Below are 16,784 nucleotides of genomic sequence, written 5' to 3'. Positions count from 1 at the left end.
TCTGGTTAACATATTATGTTCTTGCGTTAATAAAGTCTCTATACGCGTATGCACTGGCTTTTAAGGTACGTTCTTGGCTTGCATAATCAACATAGACAATACCGAAGCGTTTTAAATAACCTTCTGCCCACTCAAAGTTATCCATCAAACTCCAAGCAAAATAACCCACAACATTAACACCTTGTTCAATGGCACTATTTACCGCATTTAAGTGAGCGTTATAGTATTCGAGTCTGTCTTGGTCATCCACTTTACCGTTTAACAATTTATCATCCATTGCCGCACCGTTTTCGGTAATGTAGATCGGTGGTAAAGGATAAAGTGCATCTAAAGAGGTTAATAAATCACTAAAGGCTTGTGGGTAAATTTCCCATCCCATATCTGTTTTAGGTTTGCCGACCATGTCTACTTGGCTAAAGCCATTAACTGGGTCGGCTTTATAGACTGCACGGGTATAAAAGTTGATGCCTAGAAAGTCGATAGGTTGAGCAATAATATCAAAGTCGCCAGCTTCAATAACCGGCACATCTTCTGCGGCAAAGTCATTGATAATGTCTGGGTAGCAGCGGTCAAACAAGGGTTTTATGTACCACTGATTGAAATATTGGTCGGCATTACTTGCGGCGTCAATATCTGCGGCAGAATCAGTGGCGCTATAGCAAGGCGTAAAGTTAAGCACGATACCATTTTGGCTGTTAGGGCTGTTTTTTTGCAGCACTTTCATGGCTAAACCATGAGCCAATAATAAGTGGTGTGCAGATTGACGGCCATAAGCTTTTTTCGCTAATCCAGGAGCATGAATGCCAATTTCATAACCTAAGTATGAACTGCAAAAAGGTTCGTTGAATGTGGCGTATGAGTAAACTCTGTCACCGAATGCTTGGGTTATTTTGTCGGCATAGTCAGCAAATAAATAGGCTGTTTCGCGATTTAACCAACCACCATTATCTTCAATATGTTGTGGTAAATCCCAATGGTACAAGGTCACAAAGGTTTTAATGCCACGACGGTTTAGTTCATCGAGTAAGTCGGTATAAAACTGCACACCTTGTGGATTCAGGCTGCCATCTTTGTGCATAACGCGAGGCCATGAGATCGATAAACGGTAGGCGTCGACACCTAGCGATTCTATTAGATCGACATCTTCACGCCATAACTTAACGTGTTCGCATGCTTGCGAGCCATCAGACCCATCACGAATTTTGCCAGGCGTCGCACAAAATGTGTCCCAAATACAGGGCAGGCGAGTTGCCACAGCACCTTCAATTTGAAATGAAGCTGTCGCCACACCAAAGGTGAACGCTTTTGAATGCATTTTTGAATCGGCTGGTAACATAATTTTCATATTTTAATTCACTTAGTATTGATTAATTTTGTCTTTTTTTATTACTAACTTATTAGCTTAAAACACACTGATAAAAGGCCTAGTGTCGCATTGTCCTAACCGTAAATATTATGCTCTCGCGTTTAAAAACCGTTGACATCAGTTATCGATATGTTAAAAATGAAAGCGCTTACATTGAGATTAGTGATTAATTATCCAAAGGTCAATAATTGATTTGGTTAAATATTGAATCCTCATCTGCTTGCACAAGTGTGGGAATAGCGATATGGAAAATGCCTAGCGTTTACGGGGAGTTAACTCTTAGGTAATGACAAAGAGCATCCAGTTCACTGGCGTTATGTACTGCAACCCAAGATAACTATTAACAACAATAAGGGAATGTCATGACGACTTCGCAGCTTCAACTCGAATCGACTCCGGTTAATTCAATTCATCAGCAAGGAAACTTTCGCTTTGCGTTAGTGGCGTTAACATCATTATTTTTTATGTGGGGTTTTTTAACCTGTTTAAATGATATTTTAATCCCTTATCTAAAAAACATGTTCGACCTTAATTACACTCAAGCGATGCTGGTGCAATTTTGCTTTTTTGGTGCGTATTTTGTTGTGTCGATCCCTGCCGGTGCGCTAGTCGGTAAAATTGGTTATCAAAAAGGCATTATTACCGGACTGGTTATTGCCTGTATTGGATGTTTATTATTTTATCCGTCAGCAAGTTATGCTTCTTATAATATGTTTTTGTTTGCCTTTTTTGTATTGGCATCAGGCATTACTATTTTACAAGTATCTGCCAACCCTTATGTCAGTGTTTTAGGCCCTGCTGAAACCGCATCGTCTCGTTTAACCTTAACCCAAGCATTTAATTCATTAGGTACAACAGTTGCGCCATTTTTTGGCAGTTGGTTAATTTTATCAACGGTTGAGCATGATGAGAGCATCACTGAGGTAGGTGAAGTTATTGGCCGATTATCAGTAGAGCAACAAGCCAGTGCCGTTCAAACCCCTTACTTAATTTTAGCCTTGTCATTGTTTGCATTGGCATTGATTTTTATGATGTTAAAACTACCGCTATTGGGCAAAAAAGATGCTGCATCGACCACCTCTGCAACGGGAAGTGCTTGGCAGTATCCGCATTTGGTGATGGGCGCGGTAGGGATTTTTGTATACGTCGGTGCAGAGGTTGGTATTGGCAGTTTTCTGATTAGCTTTTTAACTCAAGATCATATTGGTGGTGTGTCTGAATCGCAGGCAGCCCATTATATTGCTTATTACTTTGGTGGCGCTATGGTCGGCCGTTTTATTGGCGCCGCTGTGATGCAGAAAATTAATGCAGGTAAGGTGTTAGCGTTTAACGCACTGTGCGCGTGTATTTTAGTGGCTGCAGCCATGATGAGTGTTGGCACGGTAGCCATGTGGGCCTTGTTGTTGGTCGGTCTGTGTAACTCAATTATGTTCCCAACGATTTTCAGTTTGGCACTACAAGATTTAAAACAACACACTAGCCAAGGCTCAGGCATTTTGTGTTTAGCCATTGTTGGCGGTGCGATTTTGCCCTTATTTCAGGGCATGCTGGCTGACATCATGGGGATTCAATTAGCCTTTATTGTCCCCTTGCTATGTTACTGTTTTATCGGGTACTACGGTTTAATTGGCTGCAATGCAAAACGTCCTGTATCAACAGAAAATGCGTAAGGGAAATACAATGAAACTGACTCAAATACAGCGTACAACGAGATTAAAAATGCCGATGAAAACCACTGTAATCACTTTGGGGCTTTTTCTTGGCGTTAGCGGCTGTGGTGATAATCAAAGTGCTCAGCAACAAACGACAGAAGCCGCTGTAACTTCGGAGCAAACGGCATCAACAATATGGCCTGCATTACCCCCAGCTATCGCTAAAGATGAAGCATTAGAGGCCAAGATAGATGCCTTAGTTGCCAAGATGACGCTAGAGCAAAAAATTGCCCAAATGATCCAGCCAGAAATTCGCGATATTACGGTTGAAGATATGCGTAAATACGGTTTTGGTTCTTATCTCAATGGCGGTGGTGCTTATCCTAACAACGACAAGCATGCCACGCCTGCAGATTGGGTTGCCTTAGCGGAATCATTTTATCAAGCATCTGTCGATGACAGTATCGATGGGATTAATATTCCTACCATGTGGGGCACAGATGCGGTACACGGTCATAACAATGTTATTGGCGCAACCTTATTTCCGCATAACATTGGTTTAGGCGCTGCCAACAACCCAAAATTGATTGAAAAAATAGCCGCCATTACGGCTCAAGAAGTTATGGTGACTGGGATTGATTGGGTATTTGCTCCTACCGTTGCCGTGGTGCGAGATGACCGTTGGGGCAGAACCTATGAAGGGTATTCTGAAGATCCACGCATAGTAAAAGAGTATGCTTATGCCATTGTTGAAGGCTTGCAAGGTTCTGTCAGTGGTGACTTTTTATCAGACCAACATGTTATTTCAACGGTAAAACACTTTATCGGTGATGGTGGAACTGAAAACGGAATCGATCAGGGCGAAAACCTTGCTAGCGAACAAGATTTATATGACATTCATGCTCAAGGTTATGTCGGCGGACTTAATGCTGGGGCACAAAGTGTTATGGCCTCATTTAATAGTTGGCATGGGGAAAAAAATCATGGCAATCAATACCTATTAACCGATGTACTTAAAGATAGATTAGGCTTTGATGGCTTTGTGGTTGGCGATTGGAATGGTCACGGACAAGTCGCTGGTTGTACTAATGAGTCTTGTGCTAAGTCAGTTAATGCTGGATTAGATATTTTTATGGTACCGACTGATGCATGGAAACCATTGTATGAAAATACTATTGCCCAAGTTAAAAGTGGTGAGATCAGCCAAGCGCGTATAGACGATGCGGTTAGCCGTATTTTACGAGTGAAATTTCGTGCCGGCTTGTTTGATAAACCTAGCCCAGCCAATCGTCCGTTATCGGGTAAAACTGAGTTAATCGGCCAAGCGAGTCATCGCGAGGTTGCTCGCGAAGCGGTGCGTGAGTCATTAGTGTTGCTTAAAAATAATCAATCGATATTGCCGCTTAAGCCTAATATGAAGGTGCTTGTTGCCGGCGATGCAGCAGATAATATTGGTAAACAATCAGGTGGTTGGTCAATTACTTGGCAAGGTACTGACAATAAAAATAGCGATTTTCCTGGTGCAACCTCCATTTACTCAGGTATCGAGCAGGTCGTCACCCAAGGTGGCGGCAAGACAACCTTAAGCGTAAACGGTGACTTTAACCCTGAACAACAACCTGATGTTGCTATTGTTGTGTTTGGCGAAGAACCTTATGCCGAGGGCAATGGTGATATTGATAATCTTGAATATCAGCGTGGCGATAAGCGTGATTTAGCATTATTGAAAAAACTTAAAGCGCAAGGTATCCCAGTTGTATCAGTATTTATCAGCGGCCGCCCTATGTGGGTTAATGCTGAATTTAACCAGTCAGATGCGTTTGTTGCAGCTTGGCTTCCAGGCACAGAAGGCCAGGGCATTGCAGATGTATTATTTACTAAGCCAGATGGAACGGTTGCATATGATTTTGTGGGTAAATTGTCATTCTCATGGCCAGCTACACCCCAACAAACTCAGGTCAATGTGCCATTAGCGCAAGATAAACGTGCGCAAGCACAAGCTGACTATCAACCACTGATCCCTTACGGATATGGATTAACCTATCAGTCTGTTGCAACCGATGCGATAAGCTTAGATGCGTTATCAGAAGATAATTTAGCCGCCAGTCAAACACTCGAAGACTTAGCCCTATTTGAACGTGCAGTGAAATCTCCTTGGTCAATGTACATAGCAACAGATAATGAACAGCAAGCCTTATCCAGCAGCGTGGCGAGCAACCGTGCGCTTAATATCCGCACCATGGATCGCGCCGTGCAAGAAGATGCCCGCTTGGTGTCGTTTAATGGCACCGAGCAAGGTTCCGTCGGCTTAATAAGTAGTTTTCCACGTGACTTAAGAGCTTACAGTAATAGTGATTCAGCATTGTCTCTTAGTATCAAAGTTGAGCAATCGGTGTCAAAACCTCTGTGGCTAGGTCTCGCATGTCAAGGTGATTGTCGCCAACAAGTGGATATCGCCAAGCTGGTGAATACTAGATTAGCTGAATGGCAAAACGTAAGCATTTCCCTGGCTTGTTTTGCTGGAGAGCCGATGGACTTTGGTAAAATTGCCATGCCGTTTTATCTTAGTACTGACGCTAAAGTCGATATTAGTTTTAGTGATGTCGTCATTAAAGCGACTGCAAACGACAATACTATCCAATGTCACTAGAACCCTAATCCAGCTCGACCTCATTTCGGTCGAGCTGGATTTAGTTTGATTTTGTGCAGGGCGTCAGTCGATAATCGTCGGCCGTTTGACTGTAATCACGTCAGATTTGAACGGTCTCATAGACTGCTGAATACGAATGCAAAAACGCACTGTTTGCTTTGAGCAAAGCGGCGCTTAGCTTAGTATCGAGCAGCCTTTGAGGTATTGCAGCTATCTTGTGTCCTCGCGGTGGTTTTTTTCGGTCAGTTTTTTGAGTCGATTTTGAATCAAGTGCAATCAAAAAGTTATCAATCTATGATGTTAACAATGGCATAATAACGTATCGATAGTGTATTGATCGCTAAAGCGATATGAATTTGATAAGGAATTGATTTGTCTAATATTGTATTTTCTAAAGCAGACTTACAACAGATAGTGCTCCTCGCCAAGCAAGCCGGCGAAGCAATTATGCAAGTTTATGCGCAAACTGATTTACAGATTGAAGTGAAACAAGATGATAGTCCAGTTACTGCAGCCGATATTGCCAGTCACAATGTGATTATCGCTGGGCTTAAGCAGCATTTTGCTGATATTGCTGTCATGAGCGAAGAAGACGCTGATATTAGTTGGGCTGAACGCCAGACTTGGCAAACCTATTGGTTGATCGATCCACTCGATGGTACTAAAGAATTTATTAAACGTAATGGTGAATTTACGGTTAATATTGCGCTGATCCATCAGGGACAAGCTATCGCAGGCGTGGTGTATGCGCCCGTATTAGACAAATGTTATAGCGGTATTGTTGGCCAAGGTGCATGGCTAGAGCACAACGGAGCGACATCAATATTAGATATTCGTCAGCGGCCATTACAGACACCTCCTGTTGTCGTTGGCAGTCGTTCTCATATTAGCCCTGATGTCGCCGCCTATTTACAGACCATTGGCGAACATCAAATGCTTAGCGTTGGTAGCTCATTAAAGTTTTGTATGGTGGCCGAAGGTCAAGCCGATGTGTACCCAAGATTAGGCCTCACCAGTGAATGGGATACTGCAGCAGCGCAAGCTGTATTGGAAAGTGCTGGTGGTAAAGTGGTTGAGTATCCAGCACTCACAGCGCTGCAATATAACCAGAAAGAAAATATTTTAAATCCGTATTTTATTGCCGCGTCCTTGGCGTGGTTTGAACGTAAATAATTGTGCTTTAAAGCAATTTGCGTTAATCGAACATTGAATCTAATTAATAATAAGTAAATGGAGTAATAAGTTATGATGCGTATGGGCGTCGATCTCGGTGGTACCAAAATAGAATTAGTGGCGTTGGCCGATGATGGCGCTGAGATATTTAGAAAGCGCATTCCTACTCCAAGAGACTATCCAGCGACATTAGCGGCGATTGTGGGCTTAGTCGCCGATGCTGAAACCGCAACAGGCCAAACGGGTTCTGTGGGTGTTGGTATTCCTGGTGTTGTGTCACCGTTTACTGGTTTGGTTAAAAACTCTAATTCAACCTGGATTAACGGCCATCCGCTTGATAAAGATTTAAGCGAAGTGTTGCACCGTGAAGTGCGTGTAGCCAATGATGCCAATTGTTTTGCCGTATCTGAAGCCGTCGATGGTGCCGCTGCCGGAAAAGGTGTTGTTTTTGGCGGTATCATTGGTACAGGTTGTGGTGCTGGTATCGCTATTAATGGTCGTGTGCATGGCGGTGGTAATGGGATTGGCGGTGAATGGGGCCATAATCCTCTTCCGTGGATGACGGCTGATGAGTTTAATTCCACTAGCTGTTTTTGTGGTAATCGTGACTGTATCGAGACCTTTATATCGGGTACTGGCTTTGTACGTGATTTTCGTGAAGCAGGCGGCGATGCAATCAGTGGTATCCAAATTTCTGAGATGATGCAACAAGGCGATCCGTTGGCTACCGCAGCATTTGAGCGTTATATCGATCGATTAGCGCGCTCACTTGCGCATGTGATCAATATGATGGATCCAGACATGATTGTATTAGGTGGCGGTGTATCAAATATTGATGCTATCTACACTGAATTACCAAAAGTGTTACCCAAATACGTTGTCGGTCGCGAATGCGGCACTCAAGTGGTTAAAAACAAGTTTGGTGCATCTTCTGGCGTTCGCGGTGCGGCCTGGCTTTGGGGCAAAGACGAAAAGTAGGCTTAACTTGTATAGTAGAGCCTTGTTCAGGATAGATATTTGTGAAAATAAAGCCAAAGGTCATTTCGATTCACTTGGCTGAGCGTTCATCTGGCAATATGGTTAATTCATCAAACGGCACTTTAATAGTGCCGTTTTTGTTTGCTTGATAGGGTTTGTATTCAGACTTTATAACGATAAACTAGCGACAGTTTTCATTGTTCAAGTGATATACCGATGTTTTGGCTTAAAAAAATCTTATCGCAATTAGTCATGCCCATTCCGCTTAGCATTATGCTATTAGTTATAGCAGCCGTGTTATGGCGCACAAAAAGAACACGGTTGCTGCAATTTGGGCGTATTGCCTTGGTGGCTGCGATAGCGCTACTGGTATTAACCAGCCAAGCGCAAGTAAGCTATTATTTAGCGGATTCGTTAGAGTCGCAGTATCACGTTAACCATCAGCCAATAACAGGGGCTTGTGTTGTGATGGTATTGGGATCGGGTAACCGTGAGCAGCAAGGTCATACCGCAGTGCAGCAATTATCATCTACAGCACTGGCTCGATTAACTGAAGGTGTGCGTCAGTTTAGCCTTGGCCAACATTGCACCTTAGTGGTCAGTGGTTGGAGCGGCGGTAATCAGCCAACTGCTCATGCCACTATTATGGCTCAAGCGGCCCAAGAATTAGGCATCCCCAAAAAGAGTATTACGGTCTTCAATCAACCTAAAGACACCATTGAAGAAGCCAATACACTTAAGCAATTTTTGGGCACTCAGCCTTTTAGATTGGTGACGTCGGCAACACATATGCCAAGGTCTATGCGCATATTTAACGCTTTAGGGATGCAACCCCAAGCGGCGCCAACTGACTTTATTGCTAATAGTAGCGATTGGTGGCGTTTAAATGCGGATAATTTGTTAGATTCACAGCGAGCCATTCATGAGTATGTCGGTATATTATGGTTGTGGGTTAAAGATCTATTAGTGAATAATCACTAGCGTTGTTTACTAAATAGTTGGGTAGCAGTATTTTGAATAATTTATCAATCAATTCCAAGGACACTATTGTGAGTGATGAGCACATGTTAATTAGTCCTTATGCTAAGCGAAATGGCATCACGCTTACAGTTGTTGGCGCGTTAAGTTTAGTGACTAGCTTGATTATTTTTATTGGGCTTAAAGGCTTTTTTGTGCCTGGTATGTTGTGTTTTGCCTTAGGCTCAGTCGCACTGGTGTTAGGTGTCGCTAAAGTGTATCAGCCAGCGGTCAGCTTCAAACTAATGCCTACAGGAGTGGTATTTTTTCATCGTCGTGGTCAGGTATTTATTGAATGGCATAATATTCAGCGGCTTGATAGCGTGCGGGTAAATCAAAATATGGAGATGATTGAACTGCCTTATATTGGCGTCAAACTTAAAAAGATTAATCCCATATTAGATTGTATTTCACCGCGTTTGGCTACCGGATTACTAACCGAACAGCGGCCACTTTTGATGACCGCAGCCACACAAGATGAGGACTTACAAAGTTTAGAAGGTTACTTAGGTGCAGAATTTACCCCGCTAGTGGTTAACGGTGAACGTTATCGTGGTGTTCTGGCGATGTTCGGTCATCGTTGCCAAACCTTGAATGAGCAGCTTGGTTATCATGTGTACCTATCCATTGACAGTTTAGATCGAGAGCCCAAAGAGTTTGTCGCTTTGTTGCGTCAATGGCAGCGACAAGCACTAATCAATAGTGATGAATAAGCCATTATTAAAGGATGTGGTGATCTTCTAGGAGCTAACATGGCACAGCTTGAGCTATTACAAGGAGGGTGTTTATGTGGCGCCATCCGTTATCAAGTTAATGGTTTGCCATTTGATGCCGATCACTGCCACTGCAGTCAATGTCGAAAAAGTGCCGGTGCGGTGATGATGAGCTGGATGGATTTTTGTTATGAACAAGTTGAATGGCTACAAGGGCAAGTCACAGAGTTTGCTTCATCAAAGGATATTCGTCGGGTTTTTTGTCAACACTGTGGTTGCTCACTGACTTACCGACATCTGGATTATCCGTAGTACATAACATTATCGATTGCATCGCTTGATCTACCACAAAAAGTGCAGCCAACTTACCATATACACACTGATGAGCAGGTTAGCTGGTTAAATATCGATGACAATTGTCCGCGTTATAAGGCAGGAAAAACGCTGACAAAAAGCTCAAATTAGCTTTTTGATGAAATCAGAGTCAATGGTTCTACGTGGCGATAACCTAAAAACTGGCCACCGTCTAAAATTTCGATGTTTTCACAATACGCATCCCCTTCAAAAATACCTTGCTCATGCAGGGTCATTTTTTTACAGTGTGCCTTACCTGTTAGTTGGCCTGCAATCATTAAGTTTCGGCACAAAATATCACCATCAACTGTGCCATTGGGTTCAATCGTCACATTGCCTTGTGCTTTAATATCGCCGTTGATATGCCCTGCAATGAGTACATCACCGCTGAAAATAAGTTTGCCGGTTAAGTGACATTCTGGGGCGATAAAACTCAGCGGATTTGCAGCTTGTTTTTGACCAAACATCTCAGTGCTCTTATGGCTATATTTTGGCTGATAATATAGCGTTAAAGGCAAATAAATAACACCAAAATCGCTCGCTATATTGCTAACTGATTAACATACCGTATTTGATAAATTAGCTCGGTTTGCCAATCTGTATGGCATTAGAAGGGCAGGGAGATACACAAGCACCACAACCCGTACAGGCATCAGTATCTATCAAGGGTTTAGGCACTTGTCCTACTGCCATGATAAAGCTAATTGCGCGTGGATCGCAGGCATCTTTACAACTCTGGCACCAAACACCTTCATAGGTTAAGCAGCTGTCTTTTATGCTGGCGCGAATTGACCAGGGTAAGGACTGGGCGAGATCGAACACCGGCTCTGGGCACACATCAACGCAAAGATGGCAAAAAGTACATTCACCAAGATTAAAATCTATTTCAGGAAACCCACCTTCACCGCGTTTAATTATTTGGGTTTCGCAGGCGGTAATACACTTGTCACAGCGGGTGCAATTGTCAGTAAATTCTTGATCTGTTTTGCTCCATGGCGGGCGGGTGACATTGGATTTTCTGCGACTAAATAGATTACGCCGACTTTGATTAATACTTTGGCTCATGGCTATCCTAATTGGACGTAAACGCATTAGCTGGCGCTAGGGGTTGTCGCTCTATCAGGCTGAAAATTGCTTCGAGCTAAAACCTGTGCTAACAAGGGCGTTTAATCGCAAGTTTTGGGCGGATTGTGGCTTGTTTCTACTGGGTTATCGCTAATTCATGTTAAGTCGCTACATGAATTAGCTCCGCCTAGTATAACATCACCACACAGCCGCAAAATTTACTTTGAAAGATTAACACACCCTGATATTAGCATTCGCTGCAGCTAAAAATTGTTAAGCGCTAGGCATTTTATAACCATCAGGGTTATGTGATTGCCATTTCCAACTGCTATTGGCCATATCTTCAACGGTATGAGTCGCACGCCAGTTAAGTTCTGTTGCTGCAAAACTCGGATCGGCATAACAAGCGGCAATGTCACCAGGACGGCGTGGACTGATTTGATAAGCAATGGTTTTACCACAAGCTGTTTCAAATGCTTTGACCATGTCTAACACACTGTAACCGATACCCGTGCCGAGATTATAAGTCACCAATCCAGGTTTTGTTTGCAGCTTTTTAAGCGCTTGTAAGTGACCCACAGCTAAATCAACAACGTGAATATAATCGCGAACACCTGTGCCATCTGGTGTGTCGTAATCATCGCCAAACACGCTTAATTTTTCGCGTTTACCGACAGCAACTTGGGCAATAAACGGCATCAAGTTATTCGGAATGTCGTTAGGATCTTCACCAATTAAGCCACTTTCGTGAGCTCCAACAGGATTGAAGTAACGTAGTCGAGCAATATTCCAGCTGTTATCTGAGTTGTACAAGTCGGCTAAAATATATTCAACCATCAATTTTGACTGACCATATGGATTGGTCGCGCCCGTTGGGAAATCTTCTTTAATGGGCAGACTCGCTGGATCGCCATAAACCGTGGCGGATGAACTAAAGACTAAGTTTTTAACGTTATTTTCGGCCATAACTTGGCATAAAATAATCGTGCCAGTCACGTTGTTTTCATAATACTTTAATGGTTCGGCGACTGACTCACCGACGGCTTTTAAGCCTGCAAAATGAATAACAGACTCAATGCTATGGTCTACAAATACTTTTTGTAGCAAAGCCTTATTTAAAATATCGCCTTGATAAAAAGTGACATCCTTACCAGTAATAGTATGAACACGGGCTAGGGCTTCAACACTTGAATTTGATAAATTATCAACAATGATCACTTCCTGTCCGGCATTTAATAGCTCAACGACTGTGTGGGTACCAATATAGCCGGCGCCACCGGTTACTAAAATTGCCATAAATAAATCATCCTATGAATTAATGAATCATGTGTGAATGATATTGTAAATTATCCCAGCTCTATCGTCAGTTAAATTATCGATGGCGCGCTAAATTAACTTGGGTTAAGTCTTGCTGTAATGTGTTCATTTATGGTGATAAAACCTGAGCCTACTCATGGGGCTTACAGCTCGTTTGTATTTATTTGTTTACGATTAAAGCAACATAACCGCATGAAATAAACTGTGAGGGAGTTAACAAAACGTCAACGTTAGCACACTATGTAGGGAGTGAAGTTGACGTAAAGTGGAACTTATGAGTACAGCAACAAAGTATATTGCCCATCAACCTGATGCCCAGGGTTACATTGATTATTCTGAGCATGAGAATCAATTATGGCAACAATTGTATCAGCGCCAAGTGACGAATATGCCGGGGAAAGCTTGTAATGCTTATCTGCAAGGACTCGATGCCTTAGGCATGTCGAGTGACCGTATTCCGCAGTTACCCGAAATCGATAAAGTGTTATTAGATGCTACGGGTTGGAAAACCGCAGCGGTACCAGCATTAATTTCATTTGGGCGTTTTTTTGAGTTACTGGCCAATAAAGAGTTTCCAGTAGCGACGTTTATACGTAGCAAAGAAGAGTTTGATTACCTGCAAGAGCCTGATATATTTCATGAAATATTTGGTCATTGTCCATTGTTGACTAATCCATCATTTGCACATTTTTCGCATATGTATGGCCAGTTAGGACTTGCGGCATCCAAAGAAGAGCGAGTGTTTCTTGCGCGGCTATATTGGTTCACTATTGAATTTGGTTTGGTACAAGCGAAAAATGAGCCATTAGCCATTTACGGTGGTGGTATTTTGAGCTCTCCTGGTGAAACGCTTTATTCGTTAAGTGATGAGCCAGAACGCAAACCTTTTGACTTACTTGATGTACTGCGTACTCCTTATCGTATCGATATTATGCAGCCTATCTATTACGTGATTAACCATATTGATTATTTAGATGAAATTGCCCGTATGGACATTATGAGTATGGTAACCAAGGCCCGCCAATTAGGCATGTTTGAGCCTAAGTTCGCCCCTAAAACCAAAGCAATTTAATCGATTTACTGCTACTGAATAGAGGGTTGTTTTCTCATCAGTATGCAAGTTAGACATTATTATAATTAAGCCTAGGAGTAAAAATGAACGCATTAACCGAGATGAAGTGTGAAGCATGCCAAGCCGATGCCCCGAAAGTGAGTGATGCTGAGTTGGCTGAACTTGTCGGTATGATCCCCGATTGGGGCGTTGAAGTTCGTGACGGTATTATGCAGCTTGAGCGGGTTTATAAATTTAAAAACTTTAAGCTGGCCATGGTGTTTACCAATAAGTTAGCTGATTTAGCCGAATCTGAAGGTCATCATCCTGGAATATTAACCGAATGGGGCAAGGTCACGGTCACTTGGTGGTCACACTCAATTAAAGGTTTACACAAAAACGATTTTATCATGGCTGCCAAGACAGACCAGTTGTTAGACGCGTAATTATCGTCATCGATTTCAGCACATTACGTTAACGTAATGTGCTGAAATAATCGCTCTGTTACAATTCTACTGTAAACTTCACTTGCCACCGAAGCAATATCCCTCTAACGTTATGCCAAATTTCCGCAATAAAACTTCAATAAATAGGGAATCGTTACATTATGCGTTTGGAAGTCAGCTGTATTGATCGCGTGGGTTTAGCGAAAGACATCCTCGTCGTGCTCGAAAAACATGGAATTAACTTAATCGCAATTGATGCCAGTAATAAGGGGTTCTTATTCCTGCAATTTGCTGAGATCAGTTTTGAAACATTACGAGAGTTAATGCCGCAAATTCGTAAGGTTGAAAGTGTTCATGACGTCCGTACTGTGTCTTTTATGCCGTCAGAACAAGAGCATTATGCCCTTAAAACCTTACTTAAAACCTTACCCGACTCAGTGTTTTCAACTGACGCTAAAGGGCGAGTGCGCATCGCTAATGAATCGGCCTTGTTGACGCTCGGTATGGCTGAACATGAAGTGGTAGGGGAGTCACTTAACCATTGGGTTCAGGGGTTTAACTTTGCCCGTTGGATGAGTGAAATACCTGTATTGGCTCAAGCTACTCGAGTGCAAATTAACTCGAACGAGTATTTGGCCGAAATGCTACCCATTTATTTACCTGACGATGATGACAAAACCATTTTAGCGGGTGCCGTTATTTCGCTCAAATCACCTGCTAGAGTCGGTAAACAATTTAACGCGCTGCAAAATCAAACCACAGGTTTTGATAACGTATTAGCGGTTAGCGATAAAATGAAAGACATACTCAAGCAAGCTAAGCGCATGGCACAGCTCGATGCGCCTTTGCTGATAACCGGTGAAACGGGGACGGGTAAAGAGCTCATGGCGCGTGCTAGTCATGATGCCAGTATGCGCCGCGAGCATCCGTTTATTGCGATTAATTGTGCTGCACTGCCAGACAGCGTCGCAGAAGAAGAATTATTTGGTTTTGTCAGCAATGGCACAGTTGTAAAACGCGGGTTATTTGAAGAAGCCAAAGGCGGGACAGTTTTTCTGGATGAAATTGCCGAAATGTCCAAAGCGGCGCAAGTTAAATTACTGCGTTTACTACAAGATGGTACCTTTAGGCGCATTGGTGGTGATGAAGAAGTTCGCGCAGATGTGCGTATTATTTGCTCAACCCAAAAACATTTAGCTGAGCTCTGCCAAGCGGGTGAGTTTAGAGAAGATTTATATTACCGTATTCATGTATTAAGTTACCACATGCCATCCCTGCGTGAGCGCCGAGTCGATGTGCTGCCATTAACCGAAATGTTCTTAGAACATTATAGTCAGCAGTTATCGAGTCCATTAAGACGGATCTCGGCAACTTGCCGCGACTATCTGTTTACCTATGCGTGGCCAGGTAATGTGCGTCAATTGAAAAATGCTATTTTTAGGGCGGTATCCATGTGGGATGGTTCGACAGAGCTGACCGTTGAACAACTCAAATTACCATCCTATGCCGAAGGTTTTGGTTACTTCGATGAAGAGTTTGAAGGCACCTTGGATGAAGCCATGAAAGAATACGAAGCGGGTTTATTGCGTCGATTGTATCCTGCGTACCCAAGTACACGACAGTTGGCGAAGAAACTTGGGGTGTCACATACCGCAATTGCTAATAAATTACGCGATTATAATATTAGTAAGAAAAAGTGATGTAACGATTTAATGCCAGTATTTTGCTGGCATTTTAGTCACATAAACGCTGTAAATCAGTATTTGCGGTGCGTTTTTATTAATGTAACGAATAATTTACAAATAGCCGTGAGCACCAACAAAATGTGATTGAGCTCACGCTATAGGTTTTTCTGCCGTGATCGGTTATTTGTATCGTCAAATTGAGCGTGTAGTGTGGATAATCCGCTGCGCTCACCCAGTATTTAGGAGCAATAATGAAACTTGCAAGTTATCACAACGGACGTCGCGACGGCCAATTGATGTTAGTCAGTAAAGATTTGAGCAAAACCGTCGCCGTACCTGCTATTGCACATACTATGCAGCAATTATTAGATGCTTGGGATCTGCTTTACCCACAATTGAATGAGTTATATGAAGCGTTAAACGCTGGGCATATGGATAATGCGGCAGATTTTGACGAAAGCCGTTGCTTATCACCTTTACCACGAGCTTATCAATGGGCCGATGGCAGTGCTTATGTCAATCACGTTGAATTGGTTCGCAAAGCGCGTGGCGCTGAAATGCCGGCATCTTTTTGGACCGACCCTCTGGTGTATCAAGGTGGCTCAGACAGTTTTATTGCGCCTAAAGCTGATATCGAAATGGCCAGTGAAGAATTTGGTATTGATTTTGAATCTGAAATTGCCATTATCACTGATGATGTCGCCATGGGTGTTAGCAGCGAAGATGCCGCTAAGCACATCAAACTATTGATGTTGGTTAACGATGTATCACTGCGTAATTTAATCCCTGGCGAGTTAGGCAAAGGCTTTGGCTTTTTCCAATCAAAGCCATCAAGTGCGTTTTCACCCATTGCTATTACCCCTGATGAATTAGGTGATAAGTGGCAAGACAGCAAGGTGCATTTACCCCTAGTAACACATTTAAATGGTGAGTTGTTTGGGCGTCCTAATGCGGGTGTGGACATGACTTTTAACTTTAGTCAGTTAGTATCACATGTGGCTAAAACACGCCCATTAGGCAGCGGTGCGATTATTGGTTCTGGCACCATTTCAAACTATGACCGCAGTGCTGGCTCAAGCTGTTTGGCTGAAAAGCGCATGCTTGAAATTATCGCTGATGGTAAAGCCTCAACACCTTTTATGCACTTTGGCGATACGGTACGTATCGAAATGTTTGATGAAAATGGTGTGAGTATTTTTGGTTCTATCGATCAAAAAGTGGTTGAGTACAAAGCCTAAGATTATTAGGGTAATGTAAACCGACATAATTAAGGCAATAGCGTTCAGTCGTTATTGCCTTTTTGTTAGGCAAAATAAA

At 42.8% G+C, this 16,784-nt stretch carries 14 protein-coding genes and 1 pseudogene; 11 read left to right on the top strand and 4 right to left on the bottom strand.

Translation table 11 applies throughout. The features are described from left to right. Positions 1–13 precede the first annotated feature (13 nt). Complete coding sequence (locus tag GW828_RS15765; protein ID WP_182698870.1) at positions 14–1,345, bottom strand: GH1 family beta-glucosidase; 1,332 nt, start codon at positions 1,343–1,345, stop codon at positions 14–16. Between the two features lie 383 nt (positions 1,346–1,728). Here GW828_RS15765 and fucP point away from each other — a divergent pair, with 383 nt between their 5' ends. The 7 genes and pseudogenes from fucP to GW828_RS15730 all read left to right on the top strand — a co-directional run bounded on the left by fucP (position 1,729) and on the right by GW828_RS15730 (position 10,014). Continuing rightward, entirely contained in the window at positions 1,729–3,036 is a 1,308-nt protein-coding gene (gene fucP / locus GW828_RS15760) for an L-fucose:H+ symporter permease (protein ID WP_273058776.1), read from the top strand. 10 nt (positions 3,037–3,046) lie between these two features. Next, positions 3,047–5,668, top strand: a complete 2,622-nt coding sequence (locus tag GW828_RS15755) for a glycoside hydrolase family 3 protein (protein ID WP_273058774.1) — start codon at positions 3,047–3,049, stop codon at positions 5,666–5,668. A gap of 372 nt (positions 5,669–6,040) precedes the next feature. Continuing rightward, positions 6,041–6,841: a 3'(2'),5'-bisphosphate nucleotidase CysQ gene (gene cysQ, locus GW828_RS15750; protein WP_124016232.1), complete on the top strand. Its 801-nt coding sequence runs from the start codon at positions 6,041–6,043 to the stop codon at positions 6,839–6,841. Between the two features lie 72 nt (positions 6,842–6,913). Then, complete coding sequence (gene mak / locus GW828_RS15745; RefSeq protein WP_124016231.1) at positions 6,914–7,819, top strand: fructokinase; 906 nt, start codon at positions 6,914–6,916, stop codon at positions 7,817–7,819. 216 nt (positions 7,820–8,035) lie between these two features. Beyond that, the gene (locus tag GW828_RS15740; protein ID WP_273058771.1) at positions 8,036–8,800 is read left to right on the top strand and encodes a YdcF family protein; all 765 of its coding nucleotides are present in this window, start codon (positions 8,036–8,038) and stop codon (positions 8,798–8,800) included. 65 nt (positions 8,801–8,865) lie between these two features. Then, entirely contained in the window at positions 8,866–9,549 is a 684-nt protein-coding gene (locus GW828_RS15735) for a DUF2982 domain-containing protein (protein ID WP_124016277.1), read from the top strand. A gap of 39 nt (positions 9,550–9,588) precedes the next feature. After that, positions 9,589–10,014, top strand: a pseudogene (locus GW828_RS15730) (GFA family protein). Here the strand turns inward: GW828_RS15730 and GW828_RS15725 are convergent. The 3 genes from GW828_RS15725 to galE all read right to left on the bottom strand — a co-directional run bounded on the left by GW828_RS15725 (position 10,011) and on the right by galE (position 12,264). After that, positions 10,011–10,370, bottom strand: coding sequence for a bactofilin family protein (locus GW828_RS15725; protein WP_124016228.1), 360 nt, complete (start codon positions 10,368–10,370; stop codon positions 10,011–10,013). The pseudogene GW828_RS15730 and the gene GW828_RS15725 overlap by 4 nt on opposite strands. Positions 10,371–10,482: 112 nt before the next feature. Further along, positions 10,483–10,968, bottom strand: coding sequence for a ferredoxin-type protein NapF (gene napF, locus GW828_RS15720; RefSeq protein ID WP_273058769.1), 486 nt, complete (start codon positions 10,966–10,968; stop codon positions 10,483–10,485). Between the two features lie 273 nt (positions 10,969–11,241). Then, positions 11,242–12,264, bottom strand: a complete 1,023-nt coding sequence (gene galE, locus GW828_RS15715) for a UDP-glucose 4-epimerase GalE (protein ID WP_182698863.1) — start codon at positions 12,262–12,264, stop codon at positions 11,242–11,244. Between the two features lie 295 nt (positions 12,265–12,559). Between galE and phhA the strand changes: the two genes are divergently transcribed. From phhA to GW828_RS15695, 4 genes are all read left to right on the top strand, one after another. Then, the gene (phhA, locus tag GW828_RS15710; protein WP_124016225.1) at positions 12,560–13,357 is read left to right on the top strand and encodes a phenylalanine 4-monooxygenase; all 798 of its coding nucleotides are present in this window, start codon (positions 12,560–12,562) and stop codon (positions 13,355–13,357) included. Positions 13,358–13,440: 83 nt separating this feature from the next. Beyond that, positions 13,441–13,782, top strand: a complete 342-nt coding sequence (locus GW828_RS15705) for a 4a-hydroxytetrahydrobiopterin dehydratase (protein ID WP_124016224.1) — start codon at positions 13,441–13,443, stop codon at positions 13,780–13,782. Positions 13,783–13,943: 161 nt separating this feature from the next. Next, the gene (gene tyrR / locus GW828_RS15700) at positions 13,944–15,482 is read left to right on the top strand and encodes a transcriptional regulator TyrR (protein ID WP_182698861.1); all 1,539 of its coding nucleotides are present in this window, start codon (positions 13,944–13,946) and stop codon (positions 15,480–15,482) included. A gap of 236 nt (positions 15,483–15,718) precedes the next feature. Further along, entirely contained in the window at positions 15,719–16,705 is a 987-nt protein-coding gene (locus GW828_RS15695; RefSeq protein ID WP_124016222.1) for a fumarylacetoacetate hydrolase family protein, read from the top strand. Positions 16,706–16,784: the final 79 nt, after the last annotated feature.

It is taken from the genome of Shewanella vesiculosa, assembly GCF_009994065.1.
Lineage (GTDB): Bacteria > Pseudomonadota > Gammaproteobacteria > Enterobacterales > Shewanellaceae > Shewanella > Shewanella vesiculosa.
Note: the sequence above shows the minus strand (reverse complement) of the source record. Positions and strands in the feature narration are given on the sequence as shown.